At 47.8% G+C, this 20899-nt stretch carries 19 protein-coding genes and 2 tRNA genes; 14 read left to right on the top strand and 7 right to left on the bottom strand.

What is annotated here, in order from left to right:
- Positions 1 to 68: 68 nt before the first annotated feature.
- Positions 69 to 1901 carry an ABC transporter ATP-binding protein gene (locus tag ACFVVF_RS25845; RefSeq protein WP_387815636.1) on the top strand — a complete coding sequence of 611 codons (1833 nt, stop codon included), beginning with the start codon at positions 69 to 71 and terminating at the stop codon, positions 1899 to 1901.
- A gap of 185 nt (positions 1902 to 2086) precedes the next feature.
- On the opposite strand, the gene ACFVVF_RS25840 is transcribed toward ACFVVF_RS25845, so the two are convergent.
- Complete coding sequence (locus ACFVVF_RS25840; RefSeq protein ID WP_387815634.1) at positions 2087 to 4741, bottom strand: adenosylcobalamin-dependent ribonucleoside-diphosphate reductase; 2655 nt, start codon at positions 4739 to 4741, stop codon at positions 2087 to 2089.
- Between the two features lie 328 nt (positions 4742 to 5069).
- On the opposite strand from ACFVVF_RS25840, the gene ACFVVF_RS25835 reads away from it, so the two are divergent.
- From ACFVVF_RS25835 to ACFVVF_RS25825, 3 genes are all read left to right on the top strand, one after another.
- On the top strand, positions 5070 to 6830 hold the full coding sequence (locus ACFVVF_RS25835) for a DEAD/DEAH box helicase (protein WP_387815747.1): 1761 nt from the start codon (positions 5070 to 5072) through the stop codon (positions 6828 to 6830).
- Positions 6827 to 7768 (top strand): YqhG family protein, encoded by a 942-nt coding sequence (locus ACFVVF_RS25830; protein WP_387815632.1) that lies wholly within the window; start codon positions 6827 to 6829, stop codon positions 7766 to 7768. Before ACFVVF_RS25835 ends, ACFVVF_RS25830 begins: the two co-directional genes overlap by 4 nt.
- Before the next feature lie 175 nt (positions 7769 to 7943).
- Positions 7944 to 8855 carry a hypothetical protein gene (locus ACFVVF_RS25825; RefSeq protein ID WP_387815630.1) on the top strand — a complete coding sequence of 304 codons (912 nt, stop codon included), beginning with the start codon at positions 7944 to 7946 and terminating at the stop codon, positions 8853 to 8855.
- On the opposite strand, the gene ACFVVF_RS25820 is transcribed toward ACFVVF_RS25825, so the two are convergent.
- Positions 8846 to 9040, bottom strand: a complete 195-nt coding sequence (locus ACFVVF_RS25820) for a YqzE family protein (RefSeq protein ID WP_081735053.1) — start codon at positions 9038 to 9040, stop codon at positions 8846 to 8848. The two genes, ACFVVF_RS25825 and ACFVVF_RS25820, sit on opposite strands and share 10 nt — an antisense overlap.
- A gap of 142 nt (positions 9041 to 9182) precedes the next feature.
- On the opposite strand from ACFVVF_RS25820, the gene ACFVVF_RS25815 reads away from it, so the two are divergent.
- A complete protein-coding gene (locus tag ACFVVF_RS25815; RefSeq protein ID WP_387815745.1) occupies positions 9183 to 9884 on the top strand; it encodes an N-acetylmuramoyl-L-alanine amidase family protein in 702 nt (233 codons plus the stop codon).
- Here the strand turns inward: ACFVVF_RS25815 and ACFVVF_RS25810 are convergent.
- Positions 9849 to 10709, bottom strand: coding sequence for a divergent polysaccharide deacetylase family protein (locus tag ACFVVF_RS25810; protein WP_387815628.1), 861 nt, complete (start codon positions 10707 to 10709; stop codon positions 9849 to 9851). The two genes, ACFVVF_RS25815 and ACFVVF_RS25810, sit on opposite strands and share 36 nt — an antisense overlap.
- A gap of 145 nt (positions 10710 to 10854) precedes the next feature.
- Between ACFVVF_RS25810 and ACFVVF_RS25805 the strand changes: the two genes are divergently transcribed.
- The 7 genes from ACFVVF_RS25805 (at position 10855) to msrB (ending at position 15891) form a co-directional block, all read left to right on the top strand.
- Positions 10855 to 10941: transfer RNA gene (locus tag ACFVVF_RS25805), tRNA-Leu, on the top strand.
- A gap of 167 nt (positions 10942 to 11108) precedes the next feature.
- On the top strand, positions 11109 to 11597 hold the full coding sequence (locus tag ACFVVF_RS25800; protein ID WP_387815626.1) for a stalk domain-containing protein: 489 nt from the start codon (positions 11109 to 11111) through the stop codon (positions 11595 to 11597).
- An 83-nt stretch (positions 11598 to 11680) separates the two neighbouring features.
- On the top strand, positions 11681 to 12388 hold the full coding sequence (locus ACFVVF_RS25795) for a response regulator transcription factor (protein ID WP_387815624.1): 708 nt from the start codon (positions 11681 to 11683) through the stop codon (positions 12386 to 12388).
- On the top strand, positions 12385 to 13476 hold the full coding sequence (locus ACFVVF_RS25790) for a sensor histidine kinase (protein ID WP_387815622.1): 1092 nt from the start codon (positions 12385 to 12387) through the stop codon (positions 13474 to 13476). Before ACFVVF_RS25795 ends, ACFVVF_RS25790 begins: the two co-directional genes overlap by 4 nt.
- A 12-nt stretch (positions 13477 to 13488) precedes the next feature.
- A complete protein-coding gene (locus tag ACFVVF_RS25785) occupies positions 13489 to 14211 on the top strand; it encodes a cytochrome c biogenesis CcdA family protein (protein ID WP_387815743.1) in 723 nt (240 codons plus the stop codon).
- Between the two features lie 19 nt (positions 14212 to 14230).
- A complete protein-coding gene (locus ACFVVF_RS25780; protein WP_387815620.1) occupies positions 14231 to 14788 on the top strand; it encodes a TlpA family protein disulfide reductase in 558 nt (185 codons plus the stop codon).
- A gap of 11 nt (positions 14789 to 14799) precedes the next feature.
- Positions 14800 to 15891, top strand: a complete 1092-nt coding sequence (msrB, locus tag ACFVVF_RS25775) for a peptide-methionine (R)-S-oxide reductase MsrB (RefSeq protein WP_387815618.1) — start codon at positions 14800 to 14802, stop codon at positions 15889 to 15891.
- A gap of 101 nt (positions 15892 to 15992) precedes the next feature.
- Here msrB and ACFVVF_RS25770 read toward each other — a convergent pair whose 3' ends face one another.
- Complete coding sequence (locus tag ACFVVF_RS25770) at positions 15993 to 16328, bottom strand: c-type cytochrome (RefSeq protein ID WP_387815616.1); 336 nt, start codon at positions 16326 to 16328, stop codon at positions 15993 to 15995.
- A gap of 692 nt (positions 16329 to 17020) precedes the next feature.
- Here ACFVVF_RS25770 and ACFVVF_RS25765 point away from each other — a divergent pair.
- Positions 17021 to 17467, top strand: a complete 447-nt coding sequence (locus tag ACFVVF_RS25765; RefSeq protein ID WP_387815614.1) for a DinB family protein — start codon at positions 17021 to 17023, stop codon at positions 17465 to 17467.
- A gap of 76 nt (positions 17468 to 17543) precedes the next feature.
- On the opposite strand, the gene ACFVVF_RS25760 is transcribed toward ACFVVF_RS25765, so the two are convergent.
- Positions 17544 to 17966, bottom strand: a complete 423-nt coding sequence (locus tag ACFVVF_RS25760) for an Rrf2 family transcriptional regulator (protein WP_387815612.1) — start codon at positions 17964 to 17966, stop codon at positions 17544 to 17546.
- 245 nt (positions 17967 to 18211) lie between these two features.
- Here ACFVVF_RS25760 and ACFVVF_RS25755 point away from each other — a divergent pair.
- Positions 18212 to 18298 (top strand) — tRNA-Leu (locus ACFVVF_RS25755).
- 225 nt (positions 18299 to 18523) lie between these two features.
- On the opposite strand, the gene ACFVVF_RS25750 is transcribed toward ACFVVF_RS25755, so the two are convergent.
- The gene (locus ACFVVF_RS25750) at positions 18524 to 19105 is read right to left on the bottom strand and encodes an FxLYD domain-containing protein (protein ID WP_387815611.1); all 582 of its coding nucleotides are present in this window, start codon (positions 19103 to 19105) and stop codon (positions 18524 to 18526) included.
- A 354-nt stretch (positions 19106 to 19459) separates the two neighbouring features.
- Positions 19460 to 20782 carry an ABC transporter substrate-binding protein gene (locus tag ACFVVF_RS25745; RefSeq protein ID WP_387815609.1) on the bottom strand — a complete coding sequence of 441 codons (1323 nt, stop codon included), beginning with the start codon at positions 20780 to 20782 and terminating at the stop codon, positions 19460 to 19462.
- Positions 20783 to 20899 lie beyond the last annotated feature (117 nt).

Genomic DNA, 20899 nt, shown 5'->3' with positions numbered 1-20899 from the left:
GAACAGAAAAGCGAATTGCATAAAATGGATTTTTAAGGTAGTATACCATCTGTGGGGATGGTATATAGATGTTGAAGGGATGTCTTGCGGATGTTTTATTTGAGAGCTTTTGTTTAGCTAAAATTAACTCTTTAGTAAAGGAAGGCGATTTAATGAAACAGAAGAACACATTATGGCGTCTGACAGCTTACTGTTTTAAGCACAAAATCAGTTACACTTTCTTATTTATAACAATGTTTGTCGGTATAGGATTGGATCTTGGCACAGCCTGGTATCTAAACAAAATTACAGATGCAGCAGTCACTCAAACTCAAACACATTGGCCCCTTCTTATTACCATAGGCCTTATCATCCTTTTTCTTACGGTTACAAACATTTATTTGGACACTTATCTAAAATCAAAGGTCTCCTCACAAATCAGGAAAAATATTCGTATCGATACACTCAAGAAAGTACTTTGTCTCCCTGCAAGTCATTTTAATGAAAATCATTCCGGTGAGCTTCTAACACGGATGACAAATGATAATCAGGCAATCGGTACAGCATGCAGTGATACCATACTTTCTTTAATTCGCAATCCAATCCTGGCAGTATCCTCATTTATTTATTTAATGACAATCAATTGGAAACTGGCTTTAATCTGTGCGCTTGTTGGCCCAATGACCCTTCTTGTCGGAGGATTATTCGGAAAAGTTCTTCGACACAATTCACAACAATTACAAAGCCGGGTTGGAACATTAACCTCCGTACTGCAAGAGATTTTGAACTCAAGTACTATTTTCAAAACTTTTGGACTTGAAAAAACATTGCTTAATAAATTTATCTTGAATAATGAAGATATCAGTAAATTTGAAATTCGCGGAGGGAAAATTCAGGCCTCGCTATCTGCTACGGCTAATGCTGTCGGCCTTTTATCCTTTATCGTAACCTTCATTGCGGGGGCTTACTTTGCAGCGTCAGGCTCTATGACTGTAGGTGGCCTAATCGCTTTTATACAGCTTATGAATCATTTGACTTGGCCATTTAGCGGTCTTGCTTCTTCTTGGGGAGAGCTCCAGCAAGCACTTGGTGCCGCGGATCGGATTTTTAAGACGATGGACGAGAAAGCCGAGTTCCATGAAATTCCTGCACATAAAGTTAATCATGCAATTAACAAAATAGAAGTTGTCGGGCTAACATTCGGTTACAATACAGAACGATTGATACTGAATGATGTCTCAATAAATGTAGAAGCTGGACAAAAAATTGCATTAATTGGTCCAAGTGGCGGTGGAAAAACGACTGTCTTTAAAATGCTATTAGGCTTATTTGAACCTGACGGGGGTCATATACAGATAGATGGAAAAAATACGAGGGAGATGGAATTGCAAGATTTAAGAAGCTATTTCTCATTTGTGCCACAGGAAAGCTTTATGTATTCTGGGACGATCCGGGAGAATATTGCCTTCGGTAAGTTAGATGCTTCTGAGGAAGAAATCACAGCAGCCGCAAGGGATGCCAATGCCTTAGGTTTCATTTCAGAACTTCCTGATGGATTGGATACTCACATCGGTGAGGGAGGGGTCCGTTTGTCAGGCGGTCAGAAACAAAGAATATCAATTGCTAGAGCTCTGCTCAGAAATGCGCCAGTTTTGTTGCTGGATGAAGCAACTGCAGCGTTAGATAACGAATCCGAGCGGTTAGTTCAAGAGGCATTGGATCGTTTAATGGCCGGAAAAACAACGTTCATCATTGCACACAGGCTTTCGACAGTTCAACACGCGGATCAGATCATTGTAATAGAGAATGGAACGGTAGCAGATAAAGGAAAACATGAAGAGTTATTACAATCTGAAGGCCTTTATTATAGACTGTATAACGGTCATCTATCAGTTACTTCAACAGTTGAAGCAAGTGCATAAAAACTCCGAATAACGAGAAAGCAAACTTTTCCGCCCTTTCGCTTCTCATCAGAGAGTCGAAGGGCGGAATTTACATTTCAGTTCGCTAATTCCGTGGTTTGCTCATCAACATCTAGCATACAGAAAGAATCCCTTCTTTCTCATACCTATTATGCAAAATCACAAAATCATCACAAGTACAGATCTCAATTACACTTACTATACCCGCAATTGCTGCATTGCTTGCAGCCCTCAATATTAATCAATGCGGCTGAGCCGCATGAAGGACAAAGATCCAGCGAGCTGATCTCACCATGCTTATGCTGATGCTTAACAGCATTCTCTTCCCCACTTGCACTCAACTTCGACACACCCGTACTCACCGCCGGAGCCAAAGCCGCCTGCTCATCAACACTCTCCAAATGTGTCTCTAATGCTTTCGCAACCGCATCTGCAATCGACTCCACGCGATTGACGCCAAAGCCGATTGCACCGGAGCCGCCAATTCCTTTCAAATGCTTGATTAGCAGTTTCACTTTATTACCATGATCGCCGTAACGGAGAAACAGCGAGCATACTCTGCCCAGTGCTTCCGCCATCGCGAACACATCGGAGCCTGCCTTACCGACGTTCAGGAAAATTTCAGCTGGTGTCCCGTTAAGATCGTTAATAGTAATATAAGCCATTCCGAACGGCGTATTGATCTTATACGTCGCGCCGCGCAGCATTTGCGGCCGGCGTTTGTAGGCTTGATCGACTACTCCCGTTCTGGCCGGCCCCTCTTTCACCTCTATCGCACCAGCTGCACTTCCCGTAGTTAACCTTTCTCCAACAGCCTCATCCGTAGTTCCCGCTTCGACCGTTCCCTCCTCAGCCGCCTCGTCCGTTTTCCCATCTTCGACCACGACTGCTTCTTCCGCCTTCTTCTCTTCACCCGGAGTCGACAGCACCTGTACATCCCGGCTGCCGTCGCGGTAGATCGTCACGCCCTTGCAGCCAAGCTCAAAGGCCATCTCATAAAGCTCCTTCGTCTCCTCCACGGTGAAATCATTCGGACAATTGGCCGTCTTGGAGATAGAGCTGTCGACCCAACCCTGTATTGCCGCTTGAACGCGAATGTGATCTTTAGCAGACAGGCTCATAGCCGTCACAAAATAATCCGGCAGCTCTTCACCGGGATGAGCATCCTTCCATTGCTGCGCAATCGGAACGAGCTGCTTGTCGTAGCCGAGGCGGCTTTGCCGGTAATATTCGAACGCAAAGTAAGGCTCGATGCCAGTTGAAGTGCCAACCATCGTCCCCGTACTGCCAGTAGGTGCCTGTGTAATGACCGTTACGTTGCGAATGCCTTGTCGCTTCACGGCTTCACCGACCTCCGGGAACGCCTCAATTATATTGCGCATAAACCCGCTTTGCACGAATAGATCATGCTCGAAGGCCTCAAAAGAACCCTTTTCCGCAGCGATCTCACTGGATGCCAGATAGGACTCCCGTGCAATAAAGCCGTACAGCTCATCGAGAAATACGAGTGATTCCGGACTGCCGTAACGGATACCAAGCTTAATCATCAGCTCGGCAAGCCCCATCGTTCCAAGTCCGATCCGTCGCTCCCGCTTCTGATTATCCTCATTTTCCTGAAAATGATAAGGCGTTGTATCAATCACATTGTCGAGAAAACGAACGGACCAGCGGGTTACTTTCGCAAGCTCCTGCCAGTCAACGGCATGGTTCGCCTCATCGTAAAATCTCGACAGATTAATGGCAGACAAATTGCATACGCCCCAGCCCGGCAAGCCCTGTTCTCCGCAAGGGTTGGTGCTGATGATCGGATTGAAGTACCAGCTGTTGGACATCTGGTTGTAGTATTCCATGAATACAACGCCCGGCTCTGCCGATTTCCAAGCGGATTCAATAATGAGATGCCAGATGTCGCGGGCGCGGACGGTTTTGTACGGAATCACTTTTTTGCCCAGCTTCCGCCATGCATCCAGATCGCCTTCCCACAGGTCATTATACTCAGGATCCTTCGTATCGGGGAATACAAGCTCCCAGTCCGCGTCGTCCTTCACCGCTTTCATGAATGCATTACTGATGCAGACAGACAGATTCGCATTCGTCACCTGCCCCATCGTCTGCTTCACTGTAATGAAGTCGATAACATCGGGATGCCAATCATTAATCATCAGCATGAGAGCGCCCCGCCGGCTCCCGCCCTGCTCAATCAGCCCCGTCGTATAGCTGAACAGACCTCCCCATGAGACGGAGCCGCTCGACGTGCCGTTCACTCCGGCCACAACAGCACGGCGCGGACGCAGCGAGGAGAGATTGATGCCAACTCCGCCGCCCCTTGCCATAATCTCAGTCATTTCGGTCAAGGTCTTCATAATGCCGCCCCGGCTGTCCTTAGGCGATGGGATGACATAACAATTGAACAGCGTAAGCTCCTCGCTTGCTCCTGCTCCAGCAGCTATCCGCCCGCCCGGAACGAGCTTCCAATCATCTAAAATATAGCGAAAGCGCTCCGTCCACAGGCTTCGCGCCGCTTCATCCCCTTCCGCCCCAGCCATAGCCGCAGCCAGCCGATCCCACATCTCATCCGGTGTATGCTCGATTGTCAGCGTCAGTTTGTCGACGGTTGTCTTAACCGTATCGCCGCTGCGCAGCTTAACCTGTACGTCATCGCCGTCCCGCGAAATGATTTCCCCGACTTCTTTTGCCGGAAATTTCGGATCATCCTTCGTTAGCGCCAGTACGATATCGCCTATCTTGGCTTTGCTCGTATCTGCGTTTTTCCAAGCATACCGGTCCAAAAATATTTTTTCACTCAAACCTTCCAGCCGATTGCTCCCCGCTTCACCCATTTCAGCAGCCTCCCCAAATTATGAATTGGCTTTCCATACATGGCCTCATAACAAAATCGCAACATATTGTATATTAACACCATTATAACATACTATATATTGATTTTCATTATCCTACAGCCAAATAGGCTTACAGCATCTACAGCTTTAATCACACGCAGGCGTCCGCAATTTCCTCGATCTTATTCTACTCCTCTTTCTTATGAATATCCGGCAATAGGGTCATACTATAGGCAACTATCTCTTTTTTTCCCGAAAGGAGCCCGCAAACTTGTCCTCTACAAACCATAACGCCGATCCCGCCGGGACGGCAGCCGGTTCGAACGCTATTGCAACCCGCAAGCTGCATCCATTGGTGGATCTGAAGCTGGACCGTTCCTGGTTCGAGGAGCTTCAAAGCCGGATGGCGAAAAACGGCCCTTGGGACGACTGGACGTTATATCAGCTCTCAATGGAAGCCGAGCAAGCGAAAAAAATCGACAGCTTCGAGCATATGCAGTGCCTTCGGACGCTTCCCGGCCTCGAGCCGATGCCGCATCAAATTAGTACAGCTCGCAAGGTGCTCCATGAAATGGGCGGCCGGGCCATTCTCGCAGACGAAGTAGGGCTCGGCAAAACGATCGAAGCCGGCCTCGTCCTGAAAGAATATATGGTTCGCGGTCTCGTTCGCCGCGCGCTTATTCTCGTGCCTGCCTCCCTTGTCCTGCAATGGGTAAGAGAGCTGAATCAGAAATTCGGCATATCGGCCGTTGCGCAAAAGAAAGAGCATACCTGGCACTATGACGTTGTAGTTGCCTCTATCGATACTGCCAAGCGTGATCCGCACCGCGAGCTCGTACTGGGCAATGACTACGACCTCATCATTATTGATGAAGCGCATAAGCTGAAAAACAAAAAAACGACCAACTATCAATTTGTCGTTCAGCTCCGCAAAAAATATTGCCTGCTGCTGACGGCCACACCAATCCAAAACGACCTCGACGAGCTGTTCAACCTAATTACGCTGCTGAAGCCGGGGCAGCTCGGTGGACAAAGCGAATTTGCCGCCAATTTCGTTGTCGATAAACGGCTTCCGAAAAACGAAGACCAGCTGCAGGACGCATTGTCCAGCATTATGATCCGCAACCGCCGAGGCGACGGCGGCATTTCGTTCACAAAACGTATCGTCCGCAACATTCCGCTGGTGCTGTCACCCGAAGAGCAGGCTCTATACGATGCCGTAACCGGCTTCGTCCGCGAACGCTACGATGAGAGCGGCGGCGATCTGACCAGCATGCTCTCCCTCGTCACCCTGCAACGGGAAGTGTGCAGCAGCCGGGATGCCGTATTCGTAACGCTCGTCAATCTATTTAAGAAGACAGCCGAGGATTCACCGATGCGGCCGAAGATTTGGGAGCTCGTGGAGTTTATCCGCAAGATCGAATCCAATACGAAAGCCCAGAAGACGCTGGAGCTCGTTCAGCAAATGAATGAGAAGGTTATTATTTTCACGGAATACCGGGCCACGCAGGAATATTTGCTGCAGTTTTTCCGCAACAACAATATGGTTGCCGTTCCTTACCGGGGCGGGATGAACCGCGGCAAGAAGGACTGGATGATGGATCTGTTCCGCGGGCGCGCACAGGTGCTTATTGCAACGGAAGCCGGGGGCGAGGGCATCAACCTGCAGTTCTGCCACCATATGATCAACTTCGATCTGCCGTGGAATCCGATGCGGGTCGAGCAGCGGATCGGGCGGGTTCACCGCCTCGGACAGACCGAGGATGTCCATATCTACAATTTATGCACGGTGGGCACCATCGAGGAACATATCGTCAACTTGCTGCATGAAAAAATCAATCTGTTCGAGCTTGTTATCGGGGAACTGGATCATATACTGGAACGGTTTGAAAAAGGGGAAGGCTCGCTGGAGCAGCAGCTCGCCCGGGTGCTGCTCCAGTCCGGCGGCAGCAATGCCGATCTCAGCAAGCAGATCAATGAGCTCGGCAGCTCTATCGTGAAGCTGCGCAATGAGACGGCCGATCCGGCTGCTATTCTGACGCAAATGACAGGTTTAGGCCAGCAGGTGGAGGTGAAGATTCGTCCATGAACGAGAAGCAAGTCCATAAATTTGTCCACCGCTACTTGGAGGCGACAGATTGCGCCATATTGGAAAAATCTCCAGCGCATTTCACCGTCAAGCTGTCTCCCGCGGCAGACCGCGAGCTGACCAATCGCCCCTATTACTGGGGCTTCGTTGACCGCACCGGATCGCCGCCTGAGACGATGACCTTTCTGTTCGTCACCGATAAGCAGAAATATGAAGCGCTCACTGCATCCCCTTCCGCTCCGGCACCAGCATTGTCGCCGCAGGAAGCGGCGGCCAACGCTGCATTAAGCCGTTCCATGGGATTTGTGCCAGGCAACTTGACGAACGGCACCCGAACGCCGCGCGAGGATCTGTATTTCGGCTCCCGCAAGCTGGAGCAGCTGTTCGCCGCCGCCAAAAACTATGGCAGCTACGTCAATTTGTTTCAGGAGCCGGAGAAAAAGGCCAACACCCCTTTTTCATCGACTCCTTATACCGCTTGGCTTGGCGTCAACATGCGCGTTGAGTTCGCTTGCGACATGAAACGCGAGGAAATTCACAGCTATGGCGTGTCTCTGGCGACAGGAAGCATCGTTGAACAGTTCCATGATCAGCTGCAGACGATGCGGTTAACGCCAAGATTGCCTGCCAACGTTCATGTTGCGAAAAACGGCTTGTCGCTTACTAAGGCACTGTCGGTAGTGGAACAAGCGCTGGAACGCAAGCTGAAAAATTACGATTACAGCTGGGCCGCGGCAGCAACAGAGAGGCTGCAGGAAGAGCTAGACCGGATTGACAGCTATTATGAGCCCTTGATCAAGCATGCGACGGAGGAAACAAAGCCTGCCATCGAAGAGCAATACAACCAAAGAAGACAGGAAACGAAGTGGCAATTCGAGCCGAGGGTGACGGCATCCGCCATAAATTGCGGCATCTTCCATCTGGAGGGCATCGACTAGCGGAATCAGACGGAATCCGCATCCATCCGCCAAAAATAGAACGTGACGAATCGCCGCAAGGGCGACAATAAGCAACAGCCTTCCCGGGCTTGTCCGCATACAATAGGAACAGCAGATTCTATTAAATAAAGCAGGCTGCATGTGCAGCCTGCTTTATATGAAGAGGTGAGTATAGATGCGCAAGCACAAGTGGCTGAAAAAAATAATTACTTTTGCCGTAGCAATCGGGCTGCTTTTATCCCCCATAACTGTGCGTACTGTCCATGGAATAGCGGAGCCAGCCGAGCAAAGCAGCACCTTCGAAATTTCATTCCTGCTGACAGGCTGGATTAAAGAGATGGCCAAGCAGCCGGATTTCCGTTCCTGGAAGCAAGCCAAATTCGAAATAATGCCTTTAGGGCCGGGAACGCACAATTGGCTAGCGCTTATTAAAGACACGAATGGCAAAACAGCCGGTTATGTCGTCGTCCAAGCTGTCGAGCAAGGCGGCTATACAATCGGCGAGTACGGTCTGGGACAATACTTATATAACGAACAAACGCTGCAGCAGTCTTTGCGGCAGCTCTCCCTTATCCATCCTTCTGCAAACCAGCAGCTATATGTGCATCCCTTGCTTGCCGTCTGGAAAACGAGCGACGATAAACGAACCATCTACAGCGACGCGATGAGCGGTGAAGGGCTTCCTCTTGATGCACGGAAATGGGAAACCGCAAGCACGAAGGAGGCAAAGCTAGCCGCTGCTCTTCCTGCCATCGATTTAACGAAAACCAATATTAAGCTGCAGGGTGTCGTGTCCAATCCCTCATTCGATCCATACGGCAAATTGCCTTGGCTGACCAAGGCCGCACCGCTGCAAGCGAGCGCTAAAGATGTATCGAAGCTTCTGTATGCCGTCAAAGCGAAAAAACAAGTGCAATACGTCGCTGAACGCTATGGCGGCGATATGCTGTATGCCTGGTCCGTTACTGGTTACCATGACTGGAATAACGGTATCGTCTACGCCGCATTGGAGACGGATGAACTTGGCGAAGGCCGCCGTTATATTCCAGTTCAGCTGCTTGCTGAGCTCGGACGCTTTTACCGCTGACGCTCTGCTCGTCCTCTCCACCATAACAATACGCTCATCGCGCCAACGCCAAACCAGCGCGTCATCCAGTGCTCCCTTTGAGCTCTGGCTGACGCTTTTGTCTGTTTGCGCTCGGCACGGGGCGTTTCCATATAGTGCACAACCTGTTCCGTTACGTATTTAATCAAATCATTGCCGCTTGCCATAGCTATCACCTCATTTATTTGTTAATACAAGTTTGCCCGGTGCCCTTCGTTAATAAACGTGTATGAGTTTTCCTCCATTAAGCCACGATAAGAATGTTGCATTTGGTCCCAGAGTAACGGAGGAGGAACGATTTTGTTGAAAATGCTGCAGCTTGCCGCTGCCTTACTTATGCTGCTTCCCATTAGTTTTGCAAATGCGGCTCCGGATCCCGATGCTGCCGATGAACCGCAATCCGAGAATGACAGCGGCTGGACGATGCCCTCCGCTAACGTACTAATTGATGCAGGGCACGGCGGCATCGACGGCGGGGCTTCTGCAGACTCGGTGCTTGAGAAGGATATTAATCTGGCTGTCGCCCAAAAGCTGTATTTGCTGCTGAACAGCCAAGGCATTTCCGCCGTATTGAATCGGACCGGCGATTATGCCCTTAGCGATGATAACCGCTGGCATATTACCCGTTCCAGACATCGCCGTGACCTGTCTCAGCGCAGGCAGCTGACAGAAGAAATTGACACGCAGCTGCTTGTCAGCCTGCATGTCAATGCGACGAAAAACCGTTCCAAGAGCGGACCGCTAGTGCTCCATCAGGAAAGCGGCGAGAGCGCTTTGCTTGCTTTTTGCATTCAGGATGCGCTCAACCGCCAGCAAGAGACGACTTACTATCCGCGTGAAGGCAAGCCTTTCTATTTGCTCCGCCGGGTAGACCAGCCAGCTGTCATTGTCGAGATGGGCTTCATAAGCAATGACGGGGACCGGGCAATGTTGACCGATCCTCGTCAGCAGCTCCAGATTGCCAATGCCATAGCATCAGGAATTCGGCAATATAAATGGATCACCCGGTGACGGGGACAGCATATCGGCAGCTTTTACAAACTGAATATGCTCATTGGATTGCATAACGGGAATAGACTGCCGCAGCACTGCGGCGGTCTTTTTGCCTGGAGCGCCCACATGGCCGATAACGACACAATTGTCATGCTGCTCCAGAAATTTACGGACAATCCCTATTTGCTTGGAGATATGTGCTTCCGTATATACGTCATCCAGGAACACGTCATTCGATACGGTCGGAACGCCCAGTTCTTGCGTTATCTTCGGTACAACGGTCTTAAACGTAGTCCGGCTGTCCAGAAAGAACAGTCCCCGCTCCTTGCATACCTGGAGCACAACGCGCATAACCCGTTCATCAGCGGTCACTTTGGATCCCATATGATTGTTCATGCCAATCGCGTGCGGCACTTCGTCAATGGCTTCTTCCACCCGCTTGCGAATTTCCGCATCACTCATATCTGTTGTAATTGCGCCTGGTCCAAGCCAGGACTTCAGCCCTTTATTGGGTTCCATCGGCATATGGACGATCACATCATGCCCTAGCCGGTGCGCTTCCTCGGCATCCTGCTTGGTCGTTGGCATAAACGGCATTACTGCTACCGTGAACTTAATCGGCAGATTGAGCATCTCTTCCGTACCGTTCATATTGTTGCCAAAGTCATCGATGACGAGAGCTACCTGCCGGGCCTGCCCTCCCTCTGACTGCACGGCCTTCTGATCCGGTTCTGCTAGCGCCCCTTCTGCTCCGGCTAGTCCTAGCCGGCCCCCTGCAGATAAACTTATAGCGACGACGCCGGCCGCAAGCAGCAGGCAAGTCCTTTTTATTTTCGCGTTCAAAATTCGCAAGCCCCCTTATCGTGTTTACGCTTCTTTCATTGTTTGTCCAATCGTGGCAAAATATGCTGAATATTTGAACTTTACGGAATGGCTTGACTTGGCTTAATGACACATGCTACCATAAGAAACGTAATTCAAATGATATGCGGTCATGGCGGAATTGGCAGACGCGCTAGATTCAGGTTCTAGTGTCAGCAATGACGTGGAGGTTCGAGTCCTCTTGACCGCACCATACCTTATAACGAACAGGTTCGTGAAGCCGCTCTTGCAGCGGTTCACGGACCTTTTTTTTGTTGTTCTTGTGTGCCGTAATACATTCGTAATACTTTGCTTAGATAATTGTAAGCAGTTTATCTTACTCTGCATGTGCAACATAAATTGATATGGAGTGTGATAAAAATGATTAAAGTTACAAAGAGCAAGATGTTTATTTTGCTGGCAGCAATGGTACTTTCTCTAGCCTTTGCCGGAGTGGCGGGTGCTGCTGCAGCAATGCCCAAGACGATTAAGAAAGACGGAATGGAGCTTGTTCATCTGCGGCAGGCAGCCGAGATGTACGGCTACAGCGTGAAATGGGACGGCAAGGAAAATTCCGTAACATTGATGTACTCAGGCAACATGACAGATGACAAGATGGACGATGGCAAGATGATGAACGATAAAATGATGGATGACAACATGGCGGACGACAAGATGATGAGTGATACGAAGATGGATACCAGCATGAAGCCAGCGGGACAATCAATTAAAGTGTGGATCGGGAAAAAGATGATTACAGTGGACGGCAAGAAGGTTGATCTGGATGCAGCTGCTGTACTTTATCACAACAATACTTATGTCTCACCTGCATTGGTCACGAAATATATGAAGCCCGCTTCTAAGATGTAGCGTGTACGCAGCCGGGCTGAGCAGCCTTTTTATGGTATGATCAAATTTATAAATCTTGATTGAACGTTAAGGGGTGGGGCGGATTGAACGAGCGTGTACTGGTCGCTGATGACGATGCGAATATTACCGATGTATGCCGCAGATATCTGGAACGGGAAGGCTATTCCGTCTTGACCGCCAGAGACGGCATGGAAGCGCTGGAGCTCTGGTCGAGCCAGCGTCCCGACTTAATCGTGCTCGATCTCATGATGCCCCGCAAGGACGGCTGGCAGGTGTGCAAGGAAATCCGGCAGACTGAGGATATACCAATTATTATGCTGACCGCGCGCGGAGAAGAGCAGGATCGGCTGATGGGACTGACACTTGGCGCAGATGATTACTTAACCAAGCCTTTCAGTCCAAGGGAGCTTGTTCTTCGTGTAAAAAATATTTTGCGCAGAGTCCGGCACATACAGCCTGCCCCGAGCAATGCTGCCGAACCTATAATCAAATACGAGGATATTACGATTCATGCTGGCAAACGCCGAGTTGACGTATGCGGGCAGACGATTGACTTAACAGTTACAGAGTTCGAGATGCTGCACTTGCTGGCAAGCCATCCCGATCAGGTCTTCTCACGGAATCAGATTCTGAGCAAGCTGTGGGATTTCAGCTATGAGGGAGATACGACCACAGTGACCGTGCATATTCGAAGACTAAGAGAAAAAATCGAGCCAAATCCTTCAGAGCCTAAATATATCAAGACGGTCTGGGGCATTGGCTATAAGTTTGCGGGTGAAGCGCGCCAATGAAATTAAGAACTAATTTATTGCTGGCCAACCTTACAAGCATCGGCGTTTTATTAATTTGTTTGTTTGTCAGTTATTCCAAGATGCTGTTAACGATCGAACAACTTTACTGGCTATCCAGCATTACAGCAGGAACTGGCCTGCTTTCTTTTATTCTGCAGCATTTGCTGACGCGCCCTTTGGAGAAATCAATCTTACGGATCACGCAACAGACCAAAAAAATAGCAGAAGGCGATTTCCATACGGAGGTCCCTTCGATTGGCCCATTGGAATTTAAAATCTTGGCCCGACAATTCAATGAAATGAGTCAGAAATTAAAAGAAAGCTTCGACAATCTGTACAGTTCCGAAGCTGCGCGGCGGGAATTGATTGCGAATGTTTCCCATGATTTGCGGACGCCTCTGGCTTCCATTCAATCGTTCGTAGAAGCGCTTGAAGACGACGTCATTAAAGATAAAGACACCTTCCAGCGTTATTTGCATACCATTCAGCTGGAGACGAGACGGCTGGGCGGTCTCATTCATGACTTATTCGAGCTCTCCAGCATGGAAGCTAATGGAGAAATCTTCGCCCCCGAGCCCTATCATACGGATGAACTGCTAATCAGCACCTTGGAAAGCTTCTCTCTGCATCTGAAGGAAAAGCAGCTTAAGGTCGAGATTGAGATGCCGGACAGACTGCCTGCCGCTAATATGATGCCCGCTCAAATCAAGCGGGTTCTGTCCAATCTGCTGCAAAATGCCATTCGGTATTCCCCTTATGGAGGTAAAATCGTTTTGACGGCTGCTGAACAGGACGATTCCTTCCTGAGAATTTCCGTCATAGATGAAGGCGAAGGAATCAGTGAAGCGGAGCTTTCCCGCATCTTTGAACGGTTCTACCGGGTGGATAAATCCCGGAGTAAAAGCAGCGGAGGCGCTGGGCTCGGGCTGGCTATCGCTAAATCGATTGTCCAGCTCCATGGCGGCGAAATTGGCGTGCGCAGTACCCCTGGAGCCGGAAGCTGCTTCTGGTTTACGCTGCCGGTCTATACCAGCCGCAAATCCGCTTCCGATCAGCTCCACTCTTCATCCACGAATACCAAGCTATAAAATCAGGCGGTGATGGAATTGGCAGGCGATCAATTATTTCTCTTCGGCGTCTTTGCCGCAGGGCTGTTGTCGTTTTTTGCACCATGTATTTTGCCGCTGCTTCCCGTATATGTGGCCTACTTGTCGGGAACCGGCGCGAGCAGTGTAAATCCAGGGACCGCTTCTTCCCGTTCTTTTCGGCTTCAGCCAAGGCTGATTTTGCGGACATTGTTGTTTGTCCTTGGGTTATCTACCGTTTTCATCTTCCTCGGTTTTGGCTTCGGAACGATTGGCACCGTCATTACAAGCTCACGGTTCATTGCGGTCTGCGGAGCTATTGTCATCCTGTTCGGCATATACCAGACCGGATGGATTAAGCTTTCTTGGCTGGAACGGGAAAAGAAGATCTCCAGCGATCGCATTACCAGTAAAGGATATATCGGCGCTTTTCTGCTAGGGCTGACCTTCAGCTTTGGATGGACGCCGTGTATCGGCCCGGTGCTGGCCGCTATTCTCAGTATCGCAGCTGGTGAAGGCTCACCAGCATACGGCGGCTTTCTGATGCTGATCTATACGCTGGGACTGGCGATTCCTTTTCTGCTGATGTCGATATTTTCAGATTTGATTCTTACACGGATTAGACGGTTGTACAAATTCATGGCAATCATCAAGGTTGTATCCGGCTGTATTCTCATCCTGATGGGGATTCTGCTCATGACCGATCAGCTTAACACGATTGTCGTATGGTTTCAGTAAATGACTGGGGGTATAGAGCATGAGGATCTCAAAGCAATGGGTCAAATTTATGCTGTTAGCTGGCGTTCTCCTTACAGTTCTGTCCGCCTGCGGTGCCAAGGAAACTGTGCAAAATTCCGCTGCAGGCACTGTGAAAAACAATGAAGTGATGAATAAGGGAACGGCTGCTCCCTCCTTCTCCTTAAGCGATCTGAACGGTAATGAAATTCAGCTTGCGGATTTCAAGGGCCAGAAGGTTTATGTGAAATATTGGGCTTCCTGGTGCTCAATCTGTCTGGCGGGGCTGGAGGATTTGAACACATTGGCCGGTCAAAAAAATGATTTCCGCGTGATTACGATCGTTACGCCGAACTATAAAGGTGAGAAATCAGCGAAGGATTTTATGGAATGGTTCACTAAGCAGCCTTATTCCAATATCACTGTGTTGTTGGATGAGAACGGAGTATGGGCGAAGCAATATGGTTTAAGAGGATATCCGAGCTCCTATTATATCGGCTCTGACGGCATTCTGGTCAAATCATCTCCCGGTCACGCCTCCAATGAGTTGATCATGGAGACATTCAAGGACATAAGCTAAGGAGGATGCTCATGAGAAACGTTACGTTAAGTATTTTTCTAGCTGCTGTGGTCCTGATGCTGTCCGCCTGCGGGCAAATCAGTGCCGAGCAATCCCGGCAGAGTGCTAAGGCGGCGGCCGCAGCGACAGCCCGGCCGGACATACCCGACTCCGAGCTGCGCGACCTGTACTTAGCTGGCGGCTGTTTCTGGGGTGTGGAGGCTTATATGTCCCGCATTAACGGTGTTTATGACGTAACCTCAGGTTACGCGAACGGTGAGGGCGAGAACCCGACATATCAAGATGTAATCCGGGGAGATCGCGGTTTTGCAGAAACTGTTCATGTCAAGTATGATCCGAAGCAAGTTACGCTGCAGAAGCTGCTTGCCGATTACTTCCGGGTAATCGACCCTACCAGCAAGAATAAGCAAGGGAATGACCAAGGTGTTCAGTACCGGACTGGGGTATACTATACCGATGCCGAGGATGCGGAAATCATTCAACAAGCTATAACTCAGGAGCAAGAAAAGTACAACAAGCCGATTGTCACCGAAGTATTGCCTTTGCAGAACTATTTCTTGGCAGAGGAGTACCATCAAGATTATTTGGAGAAAAATCCGAACGGCTATTGCCACATCGATCTAAGCATTCTTGATGATCAGGAAATTGTGATTGATCCCTCACTTTATCCGAGACCTAGTGATGAAGAATTGAAGCAGAAATTAACGAAAGACCAATATGCGGTAGCCGTTAACAATGATACGGAGCATGCATTTTCGAACGAGTACTGGGATAACGAGCAACCCGGCATTTATGTGGATATCGCCACCGGCGAACCTCTGTTCTCCAGTCGCGATAAGTACGATTCGGGATGCGGCTGGCCGAGCTTCACGAAGCCGATTATCCCGGAGGTCGTCACTTACAAAGAAGATACAAGCTTCGGGATGGTTCGAACCGAAGTGCGAAGCCGGGCGGGCGACATACATCTTGGCCATGTGTTCGACGACGGGCCCCAGGATCGCGGAGGAAAACGCTATTGCATCAATAGCGCGTCAATCTTATTCATTCCGCTCGCGCAGATGGACAAGGAGCACTACGGTTACTTGAAATCTGCGGTGGAATAAATGAAGCTGGCTATTAAATTAACAGGTCCGTGAATTCGCGCTCTTGCAGCGACTCACGGACCTGTTTTTTCACTGTTTATTACGTTTCAGCATCACTGCTTCTACTTCATCTCCGATAACCAGCGGGCAACGCTGCGGAGTTCTTCTTCGGAGAGACGTTTTTCAAATTTCGGCATCCCCTTACGGCCGTTTGCTATGATACTATAGATCTCTTCCTCCGTTAATTGGCTGCCAACGTTCTGAAGACTTGGGCCCGCCCTGCCTTGGAGATCAACTCCGTGACAGGATATACATTTTTTCTTGTAGATCAATTGGTCATCGCTTTGGCCGGCATTCGGATTGCCCGAATTGGTTGCGCTCGAACCTCCGCTGCAAGCTGATAAAAGCAGCACACCTGCTAAGAGGCAGGCTACGAAGCCATGTTTAAGTCGGATCACCCTTAAATCCCCTTTCTCTTCCAATTCACAAGCTATCATAACAAAAGAACCGCTAATTCAGATGACCCGTTCTAGCTATGTATAGGAGGAATTATTGAGCGTTTGATGACAAAGCTAATCTTGGCTCGCAATCCGGATTCGTAGCGCGGTCCCCTTCATAGTGCCTCGGATTCGCTGCGCGGTTTGGTTCATGCTGCCGTTCTTGTTTCCATTTTTGCTATCGCTAATCCCATAATAAATGGTTCAAACCTGCGAAATGTCATCCTGAACTCAAACCGCTCCGCTCCCCCTGCTTATTCCGGACCCTCAGAGCAAGACAAACCTTTTCATCATTTAGAGCTTATAGTGCAGTGGAACAAATCAAAATGTAAAAGTACAGTTTGTTAACCGTTTTTTCGGCGATTTACCGCATCAAAATGCAAATGTGCATTTTGATTGGCTAAAAAAGCCCCTCTGAGGGAAAAAGAAGGGATTTCAAATGTACTTTTGCATTTTGAGAGCTGTTTGGAGCCCTTTTGGGCCAATCAGCCTGCACTTTTGCATTTTGATTTTCTTTTAGCGAGGAAAAAGCTAGAAATTGGAGTTTCTCAACCCCTCATATAAGAACATACGTTCTTTACCTCTAGTGATTTATTGGTTATAATGACCTTATTATAACAATTATACTGGTGGTGAGCATTTAATTGAGCATCATGAAATCCGCATCTAGTTATGAACAATCTCTCGAGGAATTTTTAAAAGTGAAAGAAGCGGAAGAAAGTCGGCTGCTCGAGCCCATAGGTGAAGGTAAATGGTCCATTCGAGATATCATTGGCCATTTGTACTATTGGGACCGTTTTATTGTAACAGAGCACGTCCCTTTCATGGCTCAAGGAACACGCCTCATTGCTTTCCCGGATCATGATCTGCACAATAAAGAAGCGATTGCGTTTATTAGCAGATTCGATACGATTCATTTATTGCTGGACGAATTTGTTCGAACACGCAAACAACTGCTCCAACGAATTCGTGACATCGGCACCGAAACCCGATTCTCAATCGGTTCGGGGAAGCGGCAATTCACTGCAGATAGCTACTTGGCTATTTTCGTGAAGCATGATATCCATCATCTCAAGCAAATAAATAACAAGCTATCGTAGCCTTCGTCGTTCAGACGGCAAAAAGGACAGTACCGCGGATCTCCGCAGACTGTCCTTTTTGGTCTCTTTACCGTTTCTACATCTTGCTGGCCAGATCCGTCGTGATTTGTTTCAGCGTAAGCGCAGCAAGCTTATCCTCCAGCGCTTGCTGCGCTTCTGAGAAAGCATGCTCAAGCGAGGACTGAATGTTCCTCCCTACTGAGCAATCCGGATTCGGCTTGTCATGAATCGCGAACAACTCCTCATGTCCATCATTTTGCACCGCCCGATAAATGTCCAGCAGTGTAATCTGATCAACCGGACGAGAAAGCGAAGCTCCGGCAACACCCGGGCTAGTCAGCACTAGCCCCGCTTTGCTCAGCATACCCATAATTCTCCGGATGACAACGGCATTCGTATTCACGCTGCCTGCGATATATTCTGAGGTTAAGCGCGTATCCTTCATTAACTCCAATAATGAAAGTATATGGACAGCAACGGCAAACCGGTTATTGGTCATCCCGCACGCCTCCTTGCTAGTAAGTCGCAGCTATTCATGTGACGATTATAGTTACAACTGTTTTCATTTGTCAACCGCTGACGTTGCTTCCGTTTGCTTCATGATACACGGAATTTCGATCACTGTATCTGCGTTAGTTAGATGAGTCATTGAGATGATTGTCATCGAAAATAAACATTTTTCAAATTCCCTCTTGACCAGTTTCTAATAATTATGATATTATATTTTCTGTTGAAACAATATATGCGGTCGTGGCGGAATTGGCAGACGCGCTAGATTCAGGTTCTAGTGGTGTAACAGCCGTGGAGGTTCGAGTCCTCTCGACCGCACCAAATCAACCATTATAGGCTTTTGATTTTCCGGATTCGGAGAATCAAAAGCCTTTTTGCTTTCCAATCATTACGAATTTCCATACCTCATTTTGGAAAAGCAATTTCCAGTAAGCCTTTCGTTTGCGCTTCACGGGTCAACTGAAGGAGTATAGCTATACGATTATAAATAATAAACAGGCAGCCGGCTCAAATACCTTCTGCCTGTTTATGTATGAAAATATTGTATTACCAGCCCGTTACATCTTTAATTTTATAAGAATCAATATCGTCACCAAGAGCGATAGCTTTGAATTTCCATGTTCCGCCGGCTTCAAGGTTATTTGTATTATCTAATGCACTGCCTACCTGATTACCGTCAGCATCATAGAGATTGATTTGGATTTGAACGTAGCTATATTCTTTCTTAGTGTTGTTTTTAACAGTACCTACGATATAACCTGCAAAGCTATCGGTTTCTACAGAATGAGTCAGAACTTCAAGCTTTGGCTTAGCAGCTTCTGCATCAGCCTTTGCTTTTGCCTCGGCTTTTTCTTTAGCTTCTGCATCAGCTTTTGCTTTCGCATCAGCTTTTTCTTTTTCTTTTTCTGCTTCTTTATCAGGATCAGCATTATCTACAGAGGAATCAACAACTGTATCAGTGCTTTGTACTGAAGTTGCAATGGAAGCAGAAATGAAAAAGATGAAACAAATTGCCGAAAATAGAAATTTCCTCTTTGATTTCGGTTTTTTCTTAGATACACCGACAATGCCTAAAATAAGTAATACTACGAAAGCAACAAAGAACAGAAATGCAAAAACTGCGGACAATATAATAACCCCCTATTATTTTCTAAAATTATCACACTCGGTAGTATATACCTAATTATAGCAGCTGTAAATATAAATATTGGTAAACCAATAGTTCTAAAAGGTCATACTACAAGACTCATGCTCCGCCAGAAATCGACATATATATAGTCCTTATAACCTATTAGGTATCCATATAGGCTTCTGCTCAAAAGCAAAGAGCCGCTAAACGCAAAGCAATTTGCCCGTGCAGAAACACATAGGAAGGGCAGCATGACATAATAGCTATAACAGTGACGATTTCAGCTCAACAACTGAAACCCCAGCGTTGTACGGCAACGTTGGGGTTTTCTGTCTTTGTTCTATATTCATTCATTATTCATTCAAATACGTCTTCACCCGGTTTTGAATCAGTTTGCTGGCTTCTTCAACTGATTTCTGCCCCCTGAGATAGGGTGAAAATTCTTCAAAGACGATATTAAGCACTTTCTGATCGCTGAATAATTTCTCCCCTCCATCCCCTTCAAATAAAGTTTTCAAAGATTGAATTTGCTCTTTCACAGTCTTGGAGTCAGGAATGGCAAAGCTCACTTCAAGCTTGCCTTGCTCGAGCTCTTGCTCCGTTTCAGCAAACTTCTCGTCCAGTGCAGCTTTGTTTAAGGGTAAGCCCATCAAATCTGGTGAAGACTGCATTTCTTCAGAAAGCAGAAATTTAAGAAACTCCCATGCCTCCGGCTTGACCTTCGATTTGCTATTTAAACCAAAGGTAGTGAAAGAGCCCATCTTCCAGCCTGAAGATTTACCATTCATTGTCGGTTTCTGATAATACTGAAGCTTCGGATCCAGAACGGACAATAATGCATTTTTAGGGCTGCTCATACTTTTCATCGCAAACAATACTTTGTCTGTATCCGTATAGGTTCCTTCGATTATTTTTTCGCTGTACATCGTTTTTATTTGCGTCAATGCATCTCTGAATGCATCGGAATCGAAATTCGGCTCTCCTTTTTTCAGAAATTCGGAGCCATTCTCAGAAATATAATCGGCAATGATTTGACTAGGATTGACGAATGCCATGTAGTCGGAGCCATTCTGTTCTTTCAATTTCTTAACGATGTCAGCGAATTGACTCCAGGTCCAATTGTTGTCATTCATATTGATGTTGGCTTTCTTAAGCAGCTCCGCATTGCCCTGAATCGCATCTATCGAAAAGGAAAGCGGCATCGCATAGAGACCGTCACCTACTTGAGAGGATTTCAAAACGTTCTCGTAATACTTCCCTTTATCAAAAGATGAATCCTTCTCCATTAGCTCATACAGATTGACTAGTACCTTCTTTTCAACAAATTTATCTTCAGGCAAAATTCCCATTGTCAACAAATCCGCTCCTTTACCGGAAAGGGCTTGTGTCGTTAAGGTTTGAATATATTTCTCGATATCGGCCAGCGATACGGCTGCTCTTGGCCCTCCATCAGGATTAGCCAAATGGGATTTAATTTCAATCTGAATATCGTCATGAAGCGCTTCAAATGCTCTAGCTGCATTCTCCAGGAAGGGGTCAGCACTCATCACCGCCACAACAACGGTCTTCTTCTCACCTGGCGACGGGGCGCCGGAGTTCACTGAAGAATCGGTTTTGCTGCAAGCCGTTAACATTAATAATGCGGCCAGTAAAAGCAAGGTCCATTTCTTATTCATTGCGATCATCCTTTTCAACGTATTCGAATTCGATTGCTTACAGCTCCTAACTATACAGACAGGCATCAATTAAGATTCGGAGGAGTTATAGAAAAAGTATGGAAAAAGTGTGGGATT

Source organism: Paenibacillus sp. NPDC058174 (genome assembly GCF_042883865.1).
Classification (GTDB): domain Bacteria; phylum Bacillota; class Bacilli; order Paenibacillales; family Paenibacillaceae; genus Pristimantibacillus.
The sequence above is the reverse complement of the archived record's forward strand: the minus strand, read 5'-3'. Positions and strand labels throughout refer to the sequence as shown.